General features: G+C 57.6%; 15 protein-coding genes. 1 reads left to right on the top strand and 14 read right to left on the bottom strand.

All coding sequences use genetic code 11. From position 1 onward, the window contains the following. Positions 1–67: 67 nt before the first annotated feature. From IDH41_RS07310 to IDH41_RS07250, 13 genes are all read right to left on the bottom strand, one after another. The gene (locus IDH41_RS07310) at positions 68–667 is read right to left on the bottom strand and encodes a M23 family metallopeptidase (RefSeq protein ID WP_317890695.1); all 600 of its coding nucleotides are present in this window, start codon (positions 665–667) and stop codon (positions 68–70) included. Positions 668–875: 208 nt separating this feature from the next. Continuing rightward, complete coding sequence (gene spoIID / locus IDH41_RS07305) at positions 876–2,087, bottom strand: stage II sporulation protein D (RefSeq protein ID WP_223829520.1); 1,212 nt, start codon at positions 2,085–2,087, stop codon at positions 876–878. Between the two features lie 130 nt (positions 2,088–2,217). Continuing rightward, complete coding sequence (locus IDH41_RS07300; RefSeq protein ID WP_190859629.1) at positions 2,218–3,408, bottom strand: ABC transporter permease; 1,191 nt, start codon at positions 3,406–3,408, stop codon at positions 2,218–2,220. After that, positions 3,350–4,111, bottom strand: a complete 762-nt coding sequence (locus tag IDH41_RS07295; protein ID WP_190859627.1) for an ABC transporter ATP-binding protein — start codon at positions 4,109–4,111, stop codon at positions 3,350–3,352. The genes IDH41_RS07300 and IDH41_RS07295 overlap by 59 nt, the downstream gene beginning before the upstream one ends. Next, entirely contained in the window at positions 4,108–5,703 is a 1,596-nt protein-coding gene (locus IDH41_RS07290; protein ID WP_190859625.1) for an efflux RND transporter periplasmic adaptor subunit, read from the bottom strand. The genes IDH41_RS07295 and IDH41_RS07290 overlap by 4 nt, the downstream gene beginning before the upstream one ends. Positions 5,704–5,913: 210 nt before the next feature. Continuing rightward, positions 5,914–7,368, bottom strand: coding sequence for a glycoside hydrolase family 32 protein (locus tag IDH41_RS07285; RefSeq protein ID WP_190859623.1), 1,455 nt, complete (start codon positions 7,366–7,368; stop codon positions 5,914–5,916). Between the two features lie 24 nt (positions 7,369–7,392). Beyond that, a complete protein-coding gene (locus IDH41_RS07280; RefSeq protein WP_190859622.1) occupies positions 7,393–8,220 on the bottom strand; it encodes a carbohydrate ABC transporter permease in 828 nt (275 codons plus the stop codon). Further along, a complete protein-coding gene (locus IDH41_RS07275; RefSeq protein ID WP_190859620.1) occupies positions 8,220–9,104 on the bottom strand; it encodes a carbohydrate ABC transporter permease in 885 nt (294 codons plus the stop codon). The genes IDH41_RS07280 and IDH41_RS07275 overlap by 1 nt, the downstream gene beginning before the upstream one ends. Before the next feature lie 107 nt (positions 9,105–9,211). Further along, on the bottom strand, positions 9,212–10,519 hold the full coding sequence (locus tag IDH41_RS07270; protein ID WP_190859618.1) for an ABC transporter substrate-binding protein: 1,308 nt from the start codon (positions 10,517–10,519) through the stop codon (positions 9,212–9,214). Positions 10,520–10,696: 177 nt separating this feature from the next. Next, a complete protein-coding gene (locus tag IDH41_RS07265; RefSeq protein ID WP_190859616.1) occupies positions 10,697–11,674 on the bottom strand; it encodes a LacI family DNA-binding transcriptional regulator in 978 nt (325 codons plus the stop codon). A gap of 139 nt (positions 11,675–11,813) precedes the next feature. After that, positions 11,814–13,250 carry a UDP-N-acetylglucosamine 1-carboxyvinyltransferase gene (murA, locus tag IDH41_RS07260; protein WP_190859614.1) on the bottom strand — a complete coding sequence of 479 codons (1,437 nt, stop codon included), beginning with the start codon at positions 13,248–13,250 and terminating at the stop codon, positions 11,814–11,816. Positions 13,251–13,550: 300 nt separating this feature from the next. Next, positions 13,551–13,817: a DUF1146 domain-containing protein gene (locus tag IDH41_RS07255; RefSeq protein ID WP_190859612.1), complete on the bottom strand. Its 267-nt coding sequence runs from the start codon at positions 13,815–13,817 to the stop codon at positions 13,551–13,553. Positions 13,818–13,832: 15 nt separating this feature from the next. Next, a complete protein-coding gene (locus IDH41_RS07250) occupies positions 13,833–17,429 on the bottom strand; it encodes a S8 family serine peptidase (RefSeq protein WP_223829519.1) in 3,597 nt (1,198 codons plus the stop codon). Positions 17,430–17,926: 497 nt separating this feature from the next. Between IDH41_RS07250 and IDH41_RS07245 the strand changes: the two genes are divergently transcribed. Further along, positions 17,927–18,619: a hypothetical protein gene (locus IDH41_RS07245; RefSeq protein ID WP_190859610.1), complete on the top strand. Its 693-nt coding sequence runs from the start codon at positions 17,927–17,929 to the stop codon at positions 18,617–18,619. A gap of 105 nt (positions 18,620–18,724) precedes the next feature. Here IDH41_RS07245 and IDH41_RS07240 read toward each other — a convergent pair whose 3' ends face one another. Continuing rightward, positions 18,725–20,284, bottom strand: a complete 1,560-nt coding sequence (locus IDH41_RS07240; RefSeq protein WP_190859608.1) for an NADH-quinone oxidoreductase subunit N — start codon at positions 20,282–20,284, stop codon at positions 18,725–18,727. Positions 20,285–20,287: the final 3 nt, after the last annotated feature.

Here is a 20,287-nt window from a genome sequence, read left to right as displayed (position 1 = left end):
CAAAACAGGCAGGGAAATGACTCCCTGCCTGCATGTCTTTGGACCTATTTTGTTGCGCTTTCAGCGATTATGACTTGATCAGCGAGCTTGGATTGATCGCTTTGCCGTCCTTGATCGTTTCGTAATGAAGGTGGATGCCCAGGTCGCGGCCGACGTCGTTGCGTCCGGCAATCGCGATCTTGGTGCCTTGCGTCACGTCGTCGCCTTCCGCCACTTGAACCTCGGCCAAGCTTTGGTACACGGTCACCAGGCCGTCTTCGTGCGTAATCTCGACCACGTTGCCGTTCGTCGGATGCGTCTCGACATGCGTAACCTTGCCGGACAAAGCAGCCAGTACGTCGAAGGTGTCGCCGTTCGGGCTGACGAAGTCGATGCCCGTGTTCGGCGTGAACGTATTGCCGACTTGGACGAGCGCGGCTTCCTGCTCCTCGGCGCTTGCGTTCTCGTCGAAGAACGGACGCTCGATTTGGAGAGCGTTGTAATCGACGACCGGCCACTGAATCGCCTCGTCGCCGGTCGAGACGACCGGTGCTTCTTCGCCGCCGTTTTGCGGAGCTGCTTCTTCCCCTTGTGAAACTTCAGTATCGGGCGTTCCTGTTACAGGACTAGTATTGTCCGCCCCCTGATAGATCCACATTAAGGTTACGATAATTGCTGCCGCGGCCATGAAGATTGCCGGAGACACCCAACGCTTTGCGAATAGGCGCTTCCATCCACTGCTAGAGTTGGCGGCAGACGTTCCTCCCAGTACGGTTTTGGGAGTTTCTTCTGGTCTTTGCTTCGGTTTGTTTTGGTTTTGATCATTCATTTTATATCACCTCACTAGCCATTGTTGCCAGAACTGCTAGGTTTATACGTGAGGCGATTCGTATTTTTTAAGAGTTCGAAACAAATGGAAGCTTCGAAGCTTGCTCGACCCTCGTGCCGGTATAATAGTAGCGGAGAATATCCTCGGCCGTCCTGCCTTCCTGCGCCATTCCGTTCGCTCCCCATTGGCTCATGCCGACGCCGTGCCCGTAGCCGTACGTCGTAATGGCGATCGTATCGCCCTTCACGCGCCAAGTGAATTGCGAGGAAGCAAGCCCCAGCTTCTCTCTGACTTCGCGGCCGGTAAAATCGGTTTCTCCGATCGTTATTCGGCCGATGCGGCCTCCTTCCGTCTTCTCCGTTACGCGGATCGCGGGCTTTGCCCGGCCCTTCTTCGCGATGCCGAGCTTGCCGTAGAACGCCTGCAGCGACAGCTCGACCGTTTCTTTGTATTTGGGAGACAGCTTCTCGTCCCATGGGCTAGCCACGCTCCGCAAATACGGTACTTTCTGCTGCCAGTAGTCTTCCGAATTTTCCGTATGGCCATTGCTGGTAGAGAAAAAGACGGCTTCGATCGGTTCGCCCGCGTACGTAATGATCTGCCCCTTCGTCTCCGCAACCGCGTCGTTCAGCTTGCGCATGCTGCTCTCGCGATCCGCTTCCGGCCACTTATCCTCGAGCTCCTTCAGCGAAACGTAGACCTGATGCTCGATCGTGTCCGTCACGTCGGCCCCCTTCACCGGCACGCCGCTGCCGTCGCCTCTCTCCAGCCTTCTCACAATATACGTCCGGGCCGCGATCGCCTGCGCCTTGAGCGCCTCAAGCTCGAATTCGATCGGCATCTCCGCCGCAATGACGCCGCGGACGTAGGTTTCGAGCGGAACGGTTTCGACTCGCTTCTCCCCGGTCAAATAAACGCGAATTTCAGGCTCCTTGGTTGCCTCCGCCTTCTCCCCCCCGCTCGAGGCGCCCTTGTCCCGCGCGGGCGAGGGGCGAGGCTTGTCTTCCGCCGCGGGCGGCCGGTCCCCGCCGCCGCGATCTCCCGGCGGCTCGCCGGCGTCCGTCGTCTCCGCCGCTGCCGCCTGGCCGCTCTCCTGCACGATGCCGACGCCGCTCCGGTTCATCGCGACCGACACCGCATGAAGCTTGCCAAGCGACAGCTTGAACAGCAGGACGGTGCCTCCGAGCATGGCGCCGATGGCGAACAAGGCCAGCCACCTGCTTGTCCGCAAACGTCTGTTCGGTCTGAATGCAAAAAAACTCCCTATCCTCCGGCTCATGAATTCTCCTTCCCTCTCGGCTTTTGAGAGATCGGGAGGCTTAAGCGCCATCGCGCCCCGTTCCTCTCTCAAACGAGCCTTGATGGTACATTCTATGAGCCGAAATGATAGGGTAGAACCGTTTTGCCCGCTAATCGTGGCGCAGCGCGTCGACCGGCCTCAGGCTTGCCGCCTTGTTCGCCGGCAAATAGCCGAACACGACGCCGACGAGCGCGGAGAACGCAAAAGCGAGCAGAACCGTATTCCCGGGCACCTCCGTCTCCGACTGCATGACCGCTCCGATGATGAAGGAGGCCGCGTAGCCGAGACCGATGCCGAACGCGCCGCCGAGGCCGCTGATGCAGACCGCCTCTACCAGAAACTGAAACAAAATATCTCTTTTCTTCGCCCCTAGCGATTTGCGGATGCCGATCTCGCGCGTGCGCTCCGTCACGGATACGAGCATGATGTTCATGATGCCGATCCCGCCTACGATAAGCGAAATGATCGCCACGTAAATGAGCTGCCGGTTCATCGTTTCGTTGACCGAGCTCAGCGTCTCCATCGCTTCCTCTTGGTTAAAGACGCGGTACGCGTTCTCGTTGCCCCGGAATTTCTCGTAGAGGACGGCTTCTGCTCCCGCCACGGTCGCGTCCATTAGATCGATGTCCTCTACCATTAAATTGATGGTGGACACGCCTCCGATTTGGAAAATTTTTTGCGCCGTCGTAATCGGGATCAATATTTTCTCGTCGTTCGAGCCGGCCAGCGAGCTGCCTTGCGATTCGAGCAGCCCCACGATCGTAAAGTTATAGCCGTTGATCGTTATTTTTTTGCCGACCGCGGCAAGCGGATCCTCCCCCTCCTCCTCGAACAAATCGGCCGCCGTGTCCACGCCGATCAGCGCGGCTTTCGTATTGCCCGTGAGGTCGGGAGCGGCGAGATATCTTCCGTCCTGGACGGGAAAATCCTTCACCGCCTCGTAGGAGGGCGTAATCCCTTCCACCGTGACCGATACTTGCGTCTTGCCGTACTTCGCGTAAGCGTTCGTGCTCGTAATCGGCGCCACGCCCGCGACGTTCGCGACGTCCCCGAGCTCGGTCGCCTCCTCCACCGACAACGTCGTAACGGTGCCGCGGCCGGTAATGTTGATTTGCAGCGAGTTCGGGCTGCCGAGGGCGGACACCTGCTCCGCCACTTCGTTCGACGATGCCCTGCCCATCGCGACCAGCGCGATGACCGTCGCGACGCCGATCAGAATGCCGAGCATCGACAGCACTGTCCTAAGCTTGTTGGACAACACGCTCATGAACGCCATCCTGAGCCCTTGCGTCAGCTTCATCGCCGCCCCTCCTTTCCTGCTCGGACAATACGCCGTCCCGAATGACGACGGTTCGGCCGGCCCGCTGGGCGACTTCCATGTCGTGCGTAATCAATACGATCGTCTGACCGGCCCGGTTCAGCTCCTCCATCATGCCGAGCACCTCCATGCCGGTCTTCGAATCGAGCGCGCCCGTCGGCTCGTCGGCGAGCAGCAGCGGCGGATTCGTGGCGAGCGCCCGCGCGATCGCCACCCGCTGCTGCTGGCCGCCGGACAGCTCGCTCGGCCGGTGGGACATACGCTCGCCAAGGCCGACCCGCTCCAGCGCTTCCATCGCGCGCCGCCTTCTCTCCTTGCCGGACAGCCCCCGATAGATGAGCGGCAGCTCGCAATTCTCGAGCGCGGTCAGCCGCGGAAGCAGATGATAGCCTTGAAAAATAAAGCCGATTTTTTTGTTGCGCAGCTCCGTCAGCTTGTTGTCGCTCTGCCCGGCGACCTCGGCCCCCTCGAGCTTGTAGCTTCCTTCGCTCGGCGTATCCAGGCAGCCGATCATGTTCATGAGCGTCGACTTGCCGGAGCCGGAAGGGCCGACGATGGCCAGAAACTCGCCTTGAGCGACCCGCAGCGACACCTGATGTAGCACGGTCGTTTTTTCCCGCGCCATCCAATACGATTTCGACACGCCTGTCATTTCGATGAGAGGAACAGCCTTGTATTCGCTCATGGCATGCCACCGCTGCGTTGGAAATTGCCACCGCCCATGCCGCCACCGCCGCCGCCGGAGGGGAACACGCCTATCGCACCGCCGCCGGGGAAGGTGCCGCGGATCTGGGTCTGCTGTTCCTCCGTGCCGCTGCCCATGCCGGGCGTGCCTTGGGCGATCGGGACAAGCACGCTGTCCCCTTCGGACAAGCCGGAGACGATCTCCACGAAATTCTCGTCGCTAAGTCCCGTCGTCACCTCCACCAGCTCGCCGCCAAGCGTATCGATGCGGCTGGCGAGACGGTCCGCCATATTCCCTCTGCCTCCTGCCGCCGCGCCCGCTTCGCCGCCTGCCGCCGCGGCTCCTTCGCCTGCCGGGGCTTCGCCGCCCGTTCCGTCTGCCTGCGCACCGTCGCCGCCTGCGGCAGACGCGCCTTCAGGCGCCGTCCCTTCGGCGGCCGCTTGCCTTCCGGTGCCGGTTGACGCGTCCCCGGCAGGTGCCGCGCCGCCCATGACGGGCGCCGTCCCGCCTCCCTGCGCCCCGCCTGCCGGTGCTTCGCCGGATGGCGCTTCGCCTCCCGGGAAGCCGCCGCCATCGGGGGCCGTCCCCCCGGCCCCGCCGCGCCGGCCGCCAGGCGGCGCGCCGCTTCCGGCTGCCGCGCCGGTCGTGCCGCCTTCCGCGGACGGGACGCGCACGAACGAACGATTGCCTATCGCCACGACCGCGTTGACCGGCACGAGCACGATATCCTCCTTCGACTCGATCGTAATGGCGGCTTCGCCGGACATGCCGGCCTTCACGCCCTCAATATCCTTTAATAGAATGCTTACTTCGAAGGAGGACGAGCCGTTGCTTGCGCTTCCCTCCCGCGCGATTTCCGAGACGGCGGCGCCGATCGTCCTATCGGTAATCGCGCCGAGCGTAATGTCTACGGCTTGTCCGACCTTCACCGACGGAATATCCAGCTCGTCGACGGACGTCACGAATTCGAGACGCGTATAATCGACGATGCTCGCGATCGTCGTATTGGCCTGCACCTCGTCGCCCGGCTCGATGTCCATTTCGGTAACCTCGCCGTCGATCGTGGCGGTAACCGCCTTCTCCTCCTCGCTCTGCTTCTCGTAAATATCCTGCAAATCTTCCTCGTAATCGGCGATATCCGATTCGGCGTCCTCCATCTTCTTCTGAAGATCCTGCTTCGCCGCCTCCTCGTTCTCCGTCCCGGTCGCCTCCTTGTAGCTTTGCTGATAGCCCTCGATCTCTTCCTTCAGCCTGTCGATATTATCCTCGATGGACTCGATTTGATCGTCGTAATCGTCCGCAGCCTCGAACGTGACGAGAATTTGGCCCGCCTTGACCTGATCGCCGACCTTCACGTTCACGGCCGCGATCGTGCCGCTCTTGCCGGCTGTCACGGTCTCCCTCGTATTGGCGGCCACCGCCCCCGTTCCGCTAATTTGCTTCACGATGGATCCCCTCGTCGCGGCTGCGGTCAGCGCCGCCGCGCCTTCCGAGGTCGCTTCGGCATCCTTGGCAAAATAATAATAGTAGGCTCCCGCCCCGGCCGCGGCCAGGATCAAAACGGCGCCAACCCCTATCGCCCATCTCTTCATTCGCTTAACTCCACCCTCCGTCGGACTTTATCGGTCCGACTATAGCAAAGTAAAATGAACGCAACATGAACGAGCCCGCCGGTCCAATGCCAGTAAAAGATAAGGATCATAACTGACAAAAAGGCATCGCCGCTGCTCCTTCCAATAGAAAGAAACGGACAATGCCCTTATTTTTTCGCATCCCAGGATTCTGAATAGGCATTTGATTGCCTATTTCAGATCCCATTTTTTGAAGGATACAATCGAACAGGAGCCGATTGCATACGCTTTGATGCCCAGCGACTCGGCGCCGGGGTAAATACGGCCTGTCATTACTTTTGCGCCGCCTTGGATAAATACTTCAACGGATGATCTGTCGACGAATACCCGAAGCTCCAGAAGTCCGTCATTCAACCCGACCCTCGTCCTGCGCTCGCCGCCCGGACCGATGCCGGCCTTCTCGCGGTTAAATCGGAACCGACCATCCGCAGCGCTATAGGATAACACCGTCTCTTCCTCGCCGTGAACGCGAAGCTTCAAGCCGAACTCCTCGGCCCGATCCGCACGGAAAACGACCTCAAGCTCGTAGCAATCTCCGCTTACGCCCATATCCCGCTCCCCGTCGAGCAAAATATCGGCAGCCTCAAAGCCGTTATGGCGATAATTGGCCATTTCATCAATCGGTTTGAAATACAAAACATCGCCATGCATCGCGACCTCGCGCGGAAGCGACATCGCCCCCGCCCAGTAGTGTCCAAGCTGCGTCGGAATTTCCGTCTCCCAAGTTTCCATCCAGCCGATGACGATCCGCCTTCCCTTATCGTCAACCGTTGTTTGCGGGGCGTAGAAATCGAAGCCGCAATCGATTGGCTCATACCGATCGTACAGGAAACGGCCTTGCTCCGTATCCAGACGGCCGATCATGTAGGCGGTCGAGTGCAGGTTCTGATAGTCATCCCCTTGCGCCGGCATGCGCTGAGGCGACAGCATGAGCACGTCATGCCCCTCCAGCTCGAACAGGTCCGGACATTCCCAGTTGTCCCCCATATGTCCGTCGCTTCGCGCGATTTCATTGACGAAGGTCCAATGCAGCAGATCGTCCGACCGGTACATTAAGATTAGTCCGCTGCCCTTTCCGTCGTTCGACCCCAAGACGGCATAGTAAACCCCGTCCCGCTCGAACACCTTCGGATCGCGAAAATCCTTTTGGCTGACGTCCGCCGGAAGTTGCTCCGGCCCGATCACCGGATTGCCGGCAAGCTTCTGAAAACGGATACCGTCGTCGGACACGGCCATATTTTGATTTTGACTGTAATGCAGGTCCTTGTCCGGCCCCGTCACGATATGCCCCGTATACATCAAATAAAGCCTGTCGCCCTTCACGATCGCGCTGCCGGAGAAGCATCCGTCGCGGTCGTATTCCCGATCCGGCGCCAGCGCCACGGGCAAGTGCCTCCACTCGATCAAATCGCGGCTGACCGCATGGCCCCAATGCATCGGCCCCCATACGGGCTGATACGGATAATGCTGATAAAACAGATGGTATTCCCCGTTATAATAAACAAAGCCGTTCGGATCGTTCATCCAGCCAAACTCGCTCATCAAATGGAAGCGCAGCCGGTACTCGCCGTTCAGCAAATATTTTCTGCTCTCAATAAACTTGTCGGCATTCTCGCGTGTGTACAAAATAAAGCATCCTACCCTTACTCGTTATTTGATGGAGCCTTGCATAACCCCTTGAATAATGTATTTCTGCGCAAATAGATAAACGATCAGCACAGGGAGTATGGTCAGCATTAGACCGGCCATCAACGGGCCGTAATCGACGGTGTACGTACCGAAGAAATAAAAGGTCGACAGCGGCAGCGTTCTTTCGTCCGGCGCAATCAGCACCAAGGAAGGAAGCAGGAAGTCGTTCCAAATCCAGAGCACGTTCAATATGGCGATCGTAACCGTGGTCGGCGTCAGCACCGGAAATACGATGCGGAAGAAGGTCTGCGTTCTTGTGCAGCCGTCAATGAGAGCCGCTTCTTCGAGCTCGGCCGGGATGCTTTTCACGAATCCATGATAGATGAACACAGCCAGCGGACTGCCGAATCCGATGTACATATAGATCAACGCCCATTTGCTGTCAAGAAAGCCGATGGAACCGTATATTTTGACGAGAGGAATCATAATGGCTTGGAAGGGAATAATCATAGCCGCAACCATTAAGAAAAACGTATACTGGTTGAACTTCGTTTGATGCCTGACAAAATAATGAGCCGTCATCGCCGCCAGAAGCGAAATGAGCAATACGCTAAGCACCGTAATCATAATCGAATTCGTAAAGGCGGATATATAATCCATTTTGCCGAATGCGTCCGAATAATTGGTCATGCCGAAGCTCTCGGGGAGCGAAAGCGGGCTGGATGTAATCGCTTTGTTCTCTTTAAACGAATTGACGAGCAGCAGCAGGAACGGGAACACGAACAGCAGCAGGCAAACGAAGAGGACGGCGAATTTCGACCAAGCGACCGTAGAATTCGATTGTTTCATTACGCCTCCACCTCCAACTTCTTGCTGAAGTACACCTGAGCGATCGTAATGATCGCCACGAGCAGGAACAGCACGAACGCTTCCGCTTGCCCGACCCCGTAATCCCTCGACAGAAACGCCTTTTCGTACACGTGCATGGATACCATCTCCGTACTCTTGAACGGTCCGCCCTTCGTTAAGGAAATATTCAAATCGTAGACCATAAAGCCTCTTTGCAACGAGAGGAAGATGCAGACGATAAAGGACGGAACCATGAGCGGAAGCACCATTTTGCGCAGTTTTGTGGTCAGGTTCGCGCCATCGATGCTAGCAGCTTCCAAAATATCCTTGGGCACATTCATGAGACCCGCGACATAAATAACCATCATGTAGCCTGCATATTGCCAGACGGTAACGATAATCATGGCCCAGAACGCTTTGTCCGGGTCAGCCAGCCAGGAGCCGCTGAATAGGGGGATGCTCAGCTCTTTACCCAAGAAGACGAATACATTCGAAAAAATAAACTGCCAAACAAAGCCGAGTACGATACCGCCGACCAGATTCGGAATGAAGAAGCCCGCCCGGAATAGGCTTTGGCCCTTCAAGCCGCTCGTTAATACGTAAGCGAGCAGAAAAGCGACCGCATTAATAAGCACGACCGTAATGAATACGTACTTTAAAGTCAATAAAAAGGATTTCCAAAACACCGTATCTTGAAAGACCGAAAAATAGTTTTGAACGCCTACGAAACTGCTTGTCGTCGAAATGCCGTCCCAGTTCGTAAAGGTCAAATAAATGCCATAAAGGAAAGGAACGATCATTACGGCAAGAAAAGCAAACAATGTAGGTCCGGTAAACAGCAGCCGCAGACGCAAACGATTCCACAGCCCTTTTTCCGTTATCATCATGATCCCTCGCATTCGTGGATGGTTTGCTTGCGCGAAAGCAATCAAACGCAATCGGCTTACCCCGTCGTTTGGAAAAGGGTAAGCCGGCGTATCGCGGCTAATAATTACTTAACCGACTTCCAATATTCCTGAATTTCTTTGGTCAGCACGGAACGATCCGCTTCGCCTGCTAAATATTTTTGCATGGAGGCGCCGATTTTGGCCCAGTGATCGGCCGGCAAGGTGCTCATGGAATCCTGCGTCTTGCCTTCTGCGATATAATCGGTAATCGATTTCGCCAGCGGATCTTGCGCTTCAAGCGTGATGTTCTTGAAAGCGGGAATGATATTCGCTTTGTTCACAAGGAAATCTTGACCTTTGTCGCTGTAGACCATCCACTCAAGGAATTTCTTAGCGGCCGTTTGCTGCTCTGCCGTATTTTTCTCCTTGTCGAGCACCAGCCGTTTGGATACCGCGGAAGAAATTTGCGTGTTGCCGAAGTCGTCCGCGTTGTTGCTGACGGGTACCGGCAGGAAGCCGTATTGACCGCTTGCCGTATCGAAGCCGCTAATTTGCGGCCAAGCCCAGTTGCCTTGGAACCAGATGCCGACCTCGCCTTTGCCGAGCACTTCCGGTCCTCTCTCGTAAGTGCCGGACAACGGAGATGCCTTATCGATGTTGTATTTCGCCATCAGATCGAACGTATCGAGCAGTCCATTATAGACGGAGTTGCTGGTCAGCTCGATCTTACCCGCTTTCAGGTCTTTTACGAACTGCGCAACGGCCGCCGGATCCGCCGACTGGCCTGCGTAAGCAAGCGGCAGGTAGTGGGCGCCGAGCGACCAATCCATGGGAGAAACGATGAGCGGCGCTTTGCCGGAAGCCTCGATTTTTTTGAACAGCTCCTCCAGCGCCGCGGTCGTGTTGATCGCTGCCGGATCGAACGTGCCGCCTACCGCTTGATCGACCACGGCTTTGTTATAAATAAAGCCGTAGCCTTCGATCGCCAACGGGAAGGCATAGTTCTTGCCGTCAAACGTTGTCAGCGCGGTGCTGCGGTCAACCGCATCCGCCATCCACTTCTCGCCGCTCAGATCAAGGACGCGGTCTTTGAATTTTTCAACGTCGCCCGTATCCAGCATCGTAATCGTTGCCGGGTTGCCGGAGGCGTATAGCGCGGACGCTTTCTCGAACGGCGACTGCCCCGCCGGCACCGGTATGATTTCCAATGTGATATCGGGATTATCCCCCTTGAACGCCTTCGCCGCTTCTTCAAGCTGCGATTGAATTTCACCCTTCGAGTTGAGAAGCGTAATCGTTACGGCCGAGCCTCCGCCGGTCTCGCCGGATGCGCCGGAATTGCCGCATGCGGCAGCGAGCATAACGACGATTAGCGATAATGCCAGTGCTTGCATCCATTTCCAAAATTTCATTGGTCTGCCCCCAATTCATGAAAATTGTTGCGGTTTTTGAAAAATTGTAAACCGCTTTCATATCGAATTATAAAGTCGTTTGTGTAATATGTCAATCGTTTGACATATCAAACGTTTGACATATTTGTGGAAAATAAAAAATCCCCGCACCGCGCAAGGGATTTTCCGTCCTTCGATCTATGTCGTTGATCGTTCTACGATAGCTACCGGCAAAATATTTTCCGCTTCGAACGGCTCATCGTTCAGTTGCCGCATGATCAGATCGACGGCTTTGCGTCCGATCTCGGCGATCGGCTGCTTAATTGTCGTAATCGACGGAGTGATCAAGCTTGCCGCATTAACATCGTCATAGCCGATAATTTTCACATCGTGCGGGATACGCTTGCCGGCGGCTGCGCACTGCTTCACCGCAAATGCCGCAATAATGTCGCTCGTCGCAAACACCCCGTCGATATCGGGATGCTCCTCGAACAACCGTTTCATAATAGGCTCGTACTGCATTTGATCGAATACATTCATGTCGGTTTGAATGATCAGATGTGCCACCTTTTTTTCCTTCATGACCGATTGAAAGGCTTCCGTTCTTTTGTTGGCCAGCAGCTGCAGCTCCAGATTGCCGCAAATATGAGCGATTTTCGCGCAGCCTTTATCGGCCAGAAGATTTGCCGCAAGCTTGCCGCCCGTATAATTATCGGATGAGATGTAAGGAATTTCGCTGCTGATTTGACGGTCGATCGTAACGATCGGCGAGCTTAAATTTTTGTATTCTTCGACCTGAAGCGTGTGGCTGCCCATAATGATGCCATCGACGCGGTTCCGCTTCAGCATTTCGATATAATCCTTTTCTTTCACCGGGTCGAGCTGGGAGTTGCATAAAAGCAGTTTGAAGCCTTGGTCATAAGCGTAGTTTTCAACATGGTTGGCAAGCTCGCTAAAGAAAGGATGAGAGACGTTCGGTATAATAAGACCGATTACGTTGGACTGCTTCCTGAGGAGAGAGCGCGCGATTTCGTTCGGCTGATAATCAAGCTCCTCCATCACTCGAAACACTTTGGTTCTTGTCGCTTCGCTAATATATCCCCGGTTATTCAAAACGCGGGAAACCGTCGTTACGGACACGTTCGCTTTCTTCGCGACATCATGGATCGTTGCCATAGTATCCCCTTTGCATCCTGCAGTAGTTCCAGCTATCCAACCATTATAGCGAAATCCGGGAAATATTTATACAGAAAAGAGCCTTTTTCGATAAGCCCGTCTCGGCTTATCAAAAAAGGCTCTATTTACGTGCCTGCCATTAAGCCCAGGTCGGCTGCACTTTAAGCACGGCCACTTCCTTCTCGCGCTTGTAAGGCGAGGAATCGCCCTCGGATTGCGAAGCCGCCGATACGGCCGCAACCGTCGTAAGCTCGCGCGCGGGCATCGTCAACACGCCGGCGGCGGCCAGCTTGCCGGCAGCCGCGGCTGCGCCTTCCCCGGACTCCTCGCGCCAAATATCCGCTCCCAGCGCGGCGAGCTTGCCGGTAATGTCGACATAGCCGCGATCCACGTGGTGGAGGCCGGATACTTCCGTTACGCCGTCGGCGCGCAGCGCCGCGCAGATGAGCGCCGCACCCGCCCGCAAATCGGTGGCGCATACTTTCGCCCCGGTCAGCGGCAAGCCGCCGCTGACGATCGCCGTGCGGCCGTCCACCTTGATTTGGGCGTTCATCTTCTGGAATTCATCGACGTGCATGAACCGGTTCTCGAATACCGTCTCCGTCACGACGCTCGTTCCTTCGGACACGAGCAGGAGCGCCATCATCTGCGACTGCATGTCGGTCGGAAAACCCGGATGCGGAAGCGTCTTGACGTCCACCGACTTCAGCTTCGCACCGGAACGGACGCGAATGCCGTTGTCGCTTTCCATTATGTCTACGCCCATCTCCTGCAGCTTCGAGATGACCGGCGTCAGGTGATCCGCGATCGCGCCTTCCACGAAGACGTCGCCGCCCGTTATGGCCGCCGCGATCATGTAAGTACCCGCTTCCACGCGGTCGGGAATGACGTTATGTGATGCGCCGTGCAGCCGATCCACGCCTTCGATCCGGATCAGGCCCGTGCCGGCGCCGCGCACCTTGCCGCCCATCGCATTGATATAGTTGGCCAAATCGACGATTTCCGGTTCCTTGGCCGCGTTCTCGAGAATGGTCGTGCCTTCCGCCAAAGCGGCCGCCATCATGATGTTCTCCGTCGCGCCTACGCTGGCGACGTCGAGATAAATCTTCGCGCCCTTCAGTCGCGACTTTGCGCTCGCCTCGATAAAGCCGTGGCCAAGCGTAATTTCAGCGCCCATCGCCTCGAAGCCCTTCAAATGCTGATCGATCGGACGCGTGCCGATCGCGCATCCTCCGGGGAGCGAGATGCGCACCTTGCCGATTCTCGCCAGCAGCGGCCCCATCACCAGGAAGGAAGCCCGCATCTTGCGAATGAGCTCGTAAGGAGCCTCATACGACGTAATATGCTGTGCATGGATACGCATCGATTCATTATGATAAGTCAACCGCGCGCCGAGCGAGGCGAGCACCTTCTGGATCGTCATAACGTCGTCGAGGAGGGGGACGTCATAGATGACGCTGTCTCCTTCTGTCGCTAATAATGAGGCCGCCAATATCGGAAGAACGGCGTTTTTCGCTCCGCTGACGCGGACCGTTCCCGTAAGGCGCTGGCCTCCGCGGACGATAATTTTGGTCATCTGTGGTTCCCTCCGCGAACTGCAATTTCTATTTCCTATTCGTGAATATTTTGGAATTGAACGTTTTACCCAAACTTCATCTTATCATCCCATTACATAATTCGACAAGCGTTAAATTGCTGCCATATTTTACTTGCTTTTTTCCCGTCAAAATGAGACTTTCACCCTATAATACGGTACAAAAACCGGGATAAAAATACGTTTACATTCCATAAATAGGTTCCAACATATACCTATTCGCAAGCGATCCTTTTTTTCGTACCGTCATGTACTACCCATTGTTGACAAAATTCGATTTTGTTATTCGACAAAGCTCTTCAGAAGGACGGTATAGCCCCAATATTCCAAAATAAACTTGGCGAGCAAATGGCCCAAAACAACGGCTACGATGACCTGAAACATGCGAGCCTTCGGGCTGCGCGGGAACTTGAAAAAAGCGTCCCATTTAAATTCCTGCAGGATGAACCAAACGAGAATAATGCTTAAAATGACGATAACGATCGAAAACAGACCGGTCAGGCCGGCGGCATTTTGCGCAAATGAATAAAAGTCGTTGCCTGCGTTCATGGATCCTCCTATACATTACGTAATGACTCTGTGCAGCAGCACGGCAAAATCCGCCCGGCTCGCCTGCCGGTCCGGCCGATACAGGTTCGGCTGAACGCCTTCGATCAAGCCAAGCCGCTTCATCTCCGAGAGCATCGGCGCCGACCAGTCGTTTATCTCTACATCGCCGAACGGATTCGTCTGCGGCTGCTTTGGCTTCACACCCTCCGCATAACCGATTACGAATGCCATCTCCGCTCGCGTAATCGGCTGATCCGGCCGGAAGGCGCCGTCCGGGAAGCCTCTGATCCAGCCCTGCCGCGCGGCCGCGTCGACGGCGCCCGCCGCCCAGTGCGACGCCGGCACGTCCTGGAATCGATTCGACTGCGAGGCCGGCGATATAGCCGGCTTGTAAGCCTTCACGACCATCGCCACCGCTTCCGCACGGGTGATGGCGCGACCCGGCTCGAAACGGAATCGTCCCGTGCCGTCTGTGATCCCCCTCTTGCTCAAATCGATGATTTCTTCCTCCGCCCAATGGTTTTGAACGTCCGAAAACCCGCCGACGAGCTCCGCAGCTTGAAGCCGCATCCGATAATACTGCGTATCGAACGGGCTATCCGCCGTCAGCTTGACATAATATACGTCCGGCGTCAGCTGCTGCTCCTTCGTCTGCAGCTTACCCGAAGAGCCGGTATTCGCCTTGGCGAACGGCTTCATCCGCTTGTCGTACAGCTCGACCTTAAGATCGATATCCTTCGGAACGCCGGTTACCGACAACGATACGAGGCTCGGAGCCGCGAGCCGGTATTGATACCAGTCCAAATCGGAATAACTGCCGATCACGCCTATGTACTCCGTTCCGGGATTGATCATAAAGGCCTCGTACGTTTTGTCGTTCGGCTCGTTCGGATCTTCGTATTTCGGCGCGTAGTCCATATGCAGGGTGTACGTGCCGGCCGCCGGACTTGCTTCGGATGAGATCGCATTATGAACACGAATATAATATTTGCCCGGAGTCACAGTTATGACTGGTGAGCGCTCGGTCACGCCTTCTCCTTCATCGTCGTACAGCAGCAGCGACTCCCCCGCCTTCTGCAGCGCCAGTCCCGGATCGATTCGCGCCGTGTTCGCGTCGAGCGACAGGCTGAGCTTGCCGCCTTGGGCGAACGTAACGGCGAACCAGTCCCGGTCGGCGGTCTGGTGGAAGGTGCCGCTTACGTGCTGCGAACGAGGCTGCAGCGTGTACGCTTCATAGGAGCGGTCGTTCGGCTCGTAGGGATCGGCCTTGATCGTGAACGTCGCCGTCAGCCGGTAAGGCAGCTCGTCGCCGCTTTGGTTAAGGAGCTCGAGGTGAAGCAGATGCTGGCCTTTTTTGACGTCGAAATCGATCGATCGGCTTGCCAGCTTCGTGTCCGCCGCGCTCTTCCGGGCTCCGTCCGTATACTGCGTTACGCGGATCGGGGGCGCGACCGCCCCAGGGGCTATCAGCCCCTCGTAGCGAATGGTCAGCGTGCCGTCATACGGGGTATCGACTCTGTACCAGTCATGATCGCCGGCCCCTTGCAGCGCTCCCGACAGCTCCGAGCCGAGCAGCATTCGCGACGCCGACTTCATCTCGTTATTCGGTTCGTATCCGTCCGCCTTCAAGGCCGACCGAACCGCCCGATCGACCTGCAGCAAGCCGTAACCGGACATGCCGTCCGGACCGGCCGCGCCGACGTCCTTGGCCGTCTGCCTTAGCAGCTCGCGCACCTGATAAGGCTTCAAGCCGCCGAAGCGCGCCCATACGAGGGCAGCCGCGGCAGCAGCCTGCGGGGCTGACATCGAAGACCCTTCTTCTTTCTTATATAAACCGCCTATTGCGGTCGTAAACACGTTCCACGGGGCGATAAGATCGAGCTCGCTGCCCGGGTTCGAGCGCGGGTCGACCGCACCGCTAGGCTTCGCGCCGCCGACGGCGAGCACGGTCGGATAAGCGGCCGGATATTTCACCGCCGCCTTCGCCCCGAGCGACAGGCCGTCGTTGCCGGCCGCGGCGACCAGAAGCACCCCTTTGCTCTCCGCGTACTGCACGATGTCCAGCATGTACGGGGAATACCGGTGCAGGCCGACGGACAGCACGACGATTTTGGCGCCTTTGCGGACCGCGTACAAAATCGCGTCGCCAAGCTCCTGCTCCGTGCCGTCGCCATGATGGTCGAGCGCCTTGATCGGCATGATTTTCGCTTTGTGCAAAATGCCCGACACGCCGAGCCCGTTATTGCCGACGGCCGCGATCACGCCCGCTACGCTCGTGCCATGGCCGTTATCGTCGTCGGGCGGTTCGTTCGGGTTCACCAGGTTGGCCCCGGGCACGAGATTGGCCTTCAAATCCGGGTGGTCCAGGTCGACGCCCGTATCCACGACCGCAATCGTAAGTCCGGTCTGCTCGCGGACGGTCTCCCACGCCTTAGGCACGCCGATCTGCTCCAGGAAAGCCTGCTTCGGCAGCTCCGGGTCATTGGCGTTCGCCGCAGACGCGGCGGCCACGTCGAGCGCGGCTGCGGCGTCTGGCGCGGTGGCGGCATTGGACGCGGTGACTGAGTCACGCGCGGTGGCATCGGACGCGTTGGACGCGTGGGGTGCAGCCGTGGCGTCAGACGCGTCAGGCGTGGTGGTGGCGTCGGGCGTGGTGGCGGCATTGGCCGCGGTAGCCGCGTCACGCGGGGTGGCATCGGACGCGTTGGACGCGTCGGGTGCAGTCGTGGCGTCGGACGCTTCAGACGCGGGTTTGGTGGCGGGCGAAGCGGCGACGGATGCGGCAGTGACGTCACGCATGGTGGCGGCGTTGGACGCGTCAGACGCGGTATTGGTGGCAGGCGGAGCGGCCGCTTTGGACGCAGTAGCCGCGTCGAGCGCGGCTGCGGCGTCGGTTGCGGCAGTGATGTCACGCATGGTGGCGGCGTTGGACGCGTCAGACGCGGTGTTGGCGGCGGGCGGAGCGGCCGCTTTGGACGCAGTAGCCGCGTCGAGCGCGGCTGCGGCGTCGGACGCGGTGACGTCGTCGGACGCGCCGCTCGACGCTTCCGCGCCTTCCGGCGCCCCGGCTGCCGCTTCGCCCGGCAGCGCAAGCACGTGCACCCCGAAGTTCGGGTGCACGTATTCCACGCCCGGCTCGCTCCGCAGCCGGCGCAGCCACTCCCGTGCGTCCGCGCCCGCATCGGCCGGACGCACGAGCAATACCGCCGCCTCGTCCTGGCGGCGGAGCACTTCCGTCCCGCGCAGCTCATGCGCGAGCGCGGGATCGCGCCACTTGAGCAGCCAGCTCTGCGGCTGCTCCGCATCGGCGCCTGAGGCGCCAATGGCCGCGGCTTCGTCCGCCGCGGCGGGCGCCGCAGGCGCCGCTCCGGCAGCGGGCCCTGCCGGGCTCAGCCCGGTCAGGGCGACGCTGACGAGCAGCAGCGCGAGCAGCGCGCGGCGCAGAAGCGCGCGATGCTCGCGGAGCGGCGCGCTTGCAAAGCCGCGCAAGCGCGATAGCATATGGACGGCCGCGGACGCCTGCAGGCCCGCGCGGCCGGATCGTTCGATCCGGCGACGTCTCTGCTTCCGTCGCGGCTCTCTCTTGGTAAGATACCTTAATAATATCGTCATATCGTCTGCCTTTATTTATCGTATTGGGTATTGCGCCCTTTGTTTTTCCCACTCTATCAGTTCGATTATCGGTTGGCGATTCCCTTGTGATCGGTACATAAAGGGACGAAAGTCCTATCTTTTGATCAAATCAGCCCGAATAAATAGGAACCGAACAAACGCGTCCTCCTAGGGCAGAGCTGAACGCATTCGACGCTCTCTTCATTTCAAACATTGAAACTAAACAATTAGATCTCAACCTGTATTCCGAGCTAATTTCATTTTTTGAGCCTAAATCGCTGAAGTGAGGGGGATGGAACACTAACCATACGATGTAGTTTCAAATATTGAAACTAATCGGTTGCATAATCCGTCATAGCCGAATCTAGTTTCAATTTTTGCACTAGCGATGCGACAAACCTAACATGATCGGAATGTTTTTCTTTTTCAAAACAAAAAAGTTCCCTATTGTGAGAGTATGGCACTTATCCATAATCTCTCACAAAGGAGAACCAACCATGGATAAAGTACCGCATTTGACCACCATTCGTCAATGCCTAAATTTGCTGGAGTTCGATGAATACCGTTCGATCTTTGATGACCACCGTGCGCGCAAACTAACAACCGGGAATTGTATCCAACAGCATGTCGTCACCCAGTCGCTGAAATTGGAATCCTATGACGCCATCACCGAACGACTACGAGCAAGCAAACAGCTTCAATCCATGACGGGGCTCGCGAGCATTAGTTCGTCCGCTCTTTCTCGTAAAACGAACCAATTGTGTACGCATGCGTTACAAGGTTTGTTTACAGGACTTGCCGCCAAACTTCACGCTCTTCAACAATCGACCAACAAGATAAACGAGCCATTTGGTAAACTTCGGATCGTGGACGGCACAGACATCATCCTTCCACGCTCCCGTGCAGCTTGGGCTAACCATTGCCCCCGCCTGCGAGGCGTAAAGATGCATACCAGTGTAATCGTCGGTGATCCGGATTGCGTTTACCCTGATCGAATTAAGGAGAATGCGGAGAACGAAGAGAACGCCAAGTTTGGGGAGAAAAAGGAGAATGCGGAGTATGGGGAGAACCACGAGTGTGGGAAGAATGGCGAGAACGGCGAGTCTGGGAAGAATGGAGAGAACCACGAGTCTGTGAAGAATGAAGAGATATGCGAGTGTTTGAAGAATGGTAGAGCAGAAGAATGGTAAAGCGGAAGAGTGCCCGAGTCGAAGAGAGGAATATAAAAAGCTCCTATCCTGGAACAATCCAAGATAGGAGCTTTCCCGCAGCGCAGTCGGCCGCGACGGCGAACGTTAGCTGAATGGAACGAACAGCAGGTCGCGCCCGATCGAGAACACGGAATCGATCCAGCCCATGAGCGGGCCGGGGAACGCCCCGAGCGCCAGCGTGGCGACGGCGCATAGCCAGATGACGATGCCCGCCGTGACCGGCACCGGGATCGGCTGATCCGCGGCTCCGCTGCGCATGAACATTTGGCGAACGAGGCCGAAGTAGAAATAGTAGGAGATAACGCTGCTGACGACGATAATGCCGACGAGCCAATACGCCTTCGCGTTCGCCGCCCCGAACAGGATGAACAGCTTCCCGAAGAAGCCGCCGGATACGGGCAAGCCCGCCAGCGACAGGACGAACACGACCATCGCCGCGGCCGTCCAGGGCGACCGGTAGTACATGCCGGCGAAGCCCTTCAGCTCCTCGTGGCCCGCCGCCCGGCTGACGACGGCAAACACCGCGAAAGCGCCGATCGTCATGAAGAAGTAGGCGACGAGATAATAGACGAATTCCGAGAAGCTGCTGCTGTGCACGATCGTAATCGACACGCCGATCGGCACGAGCAGGTAGCCGGCGTTCGCGACGCCCGACAAGGCGAGCAGCCGCTTCACGTTCTTCTGCCTGAGCGCGGCCGTCGTCCCGGCCAGCATCGCCGCGGCCGCCATGACGAGCAGCGTCAGAAAAATATCGCCCGCTACGTCGGCGTCCTCTCCGGTTCTCGCAAAATAGACGGCGCCGAACATGATCCGGAATAAGGCAGCCATCGCCGCGCCCTTGGCGACGACCGCGAGAAAGGCCGCAACCGGCGTCGGAGCGCCCTGATACACGTCGGGCGCCCAGGCGTGGAACGGCGCCGCGGCGATCTTGATGCCGAAGCCCGCGACCATGAAGAGGAAGCCGACGTACACGAGCGCCTTGTAATCCGCCAACGCGGCCGGCAGCGCCTGATAGATGACGGCAAGATCGACCGAGCCGGTCACGCCGTATATATACGACATGCCGAACAGGACGAAGGCGGAGGAAATGCCGCCGAGCACCAAATATTTGAATGCCGCCTCGGGCGACAAGGCCGAGCGGCGTTTCATGCCGACGAGCACGTAGCTGGTCAGGCTGAGCAGCTCGAGCCCGATGTACAGCGTCACCAAATTGCCGGAGGAGGCCATCGTCATGGCGCCGATCGCGGCCGGCAGCAGCAGATAGAAAAACTCTCCTTTGTCCGTAATCTCCCCGTCATCCCGGACGGTGCCCAGCGCCAGCAGCACGATCAGCGAAGCGCCGGCCAGAAAGACGATTTTGAGCAGGCTCGCGAAATCGTCGATCCGGTAGCTGTTCGCCAGCAGCTGAATCGTCTCCGCTTCGGCTCCCCCTTGGTTCATATCCAGCATCCGCCATAGCACGAGCCCGAGCGAGGCCAGCAGGCCCGCAAGCGTCAGCCAGCCGATCGACGTTCTGCCGAACTTGTTCGGCAGGAGCAAATCAATCGCGACCAACAGCAGAAATACGGCGGCAAGCGCCAGCTCCGGGGCGAGATAGAGCATATCGGTCCATGTAAGCGGTGTGAAAGAAGCGCCTTCGAACATGGT

The sequence above is a fragment of the Paenibacillus arenilitoris genome, assembly GCF_014705655.1.
GTDB lineage: Bacteria > Bacillota > Bacilli > Paenibacillales > Paenibacillaceae > Pristimantibacillus > Pristimantibacillus arenilitoris.
This window is presented reverse-complemented; position numbering and strand designations above follow the sequence as displayed.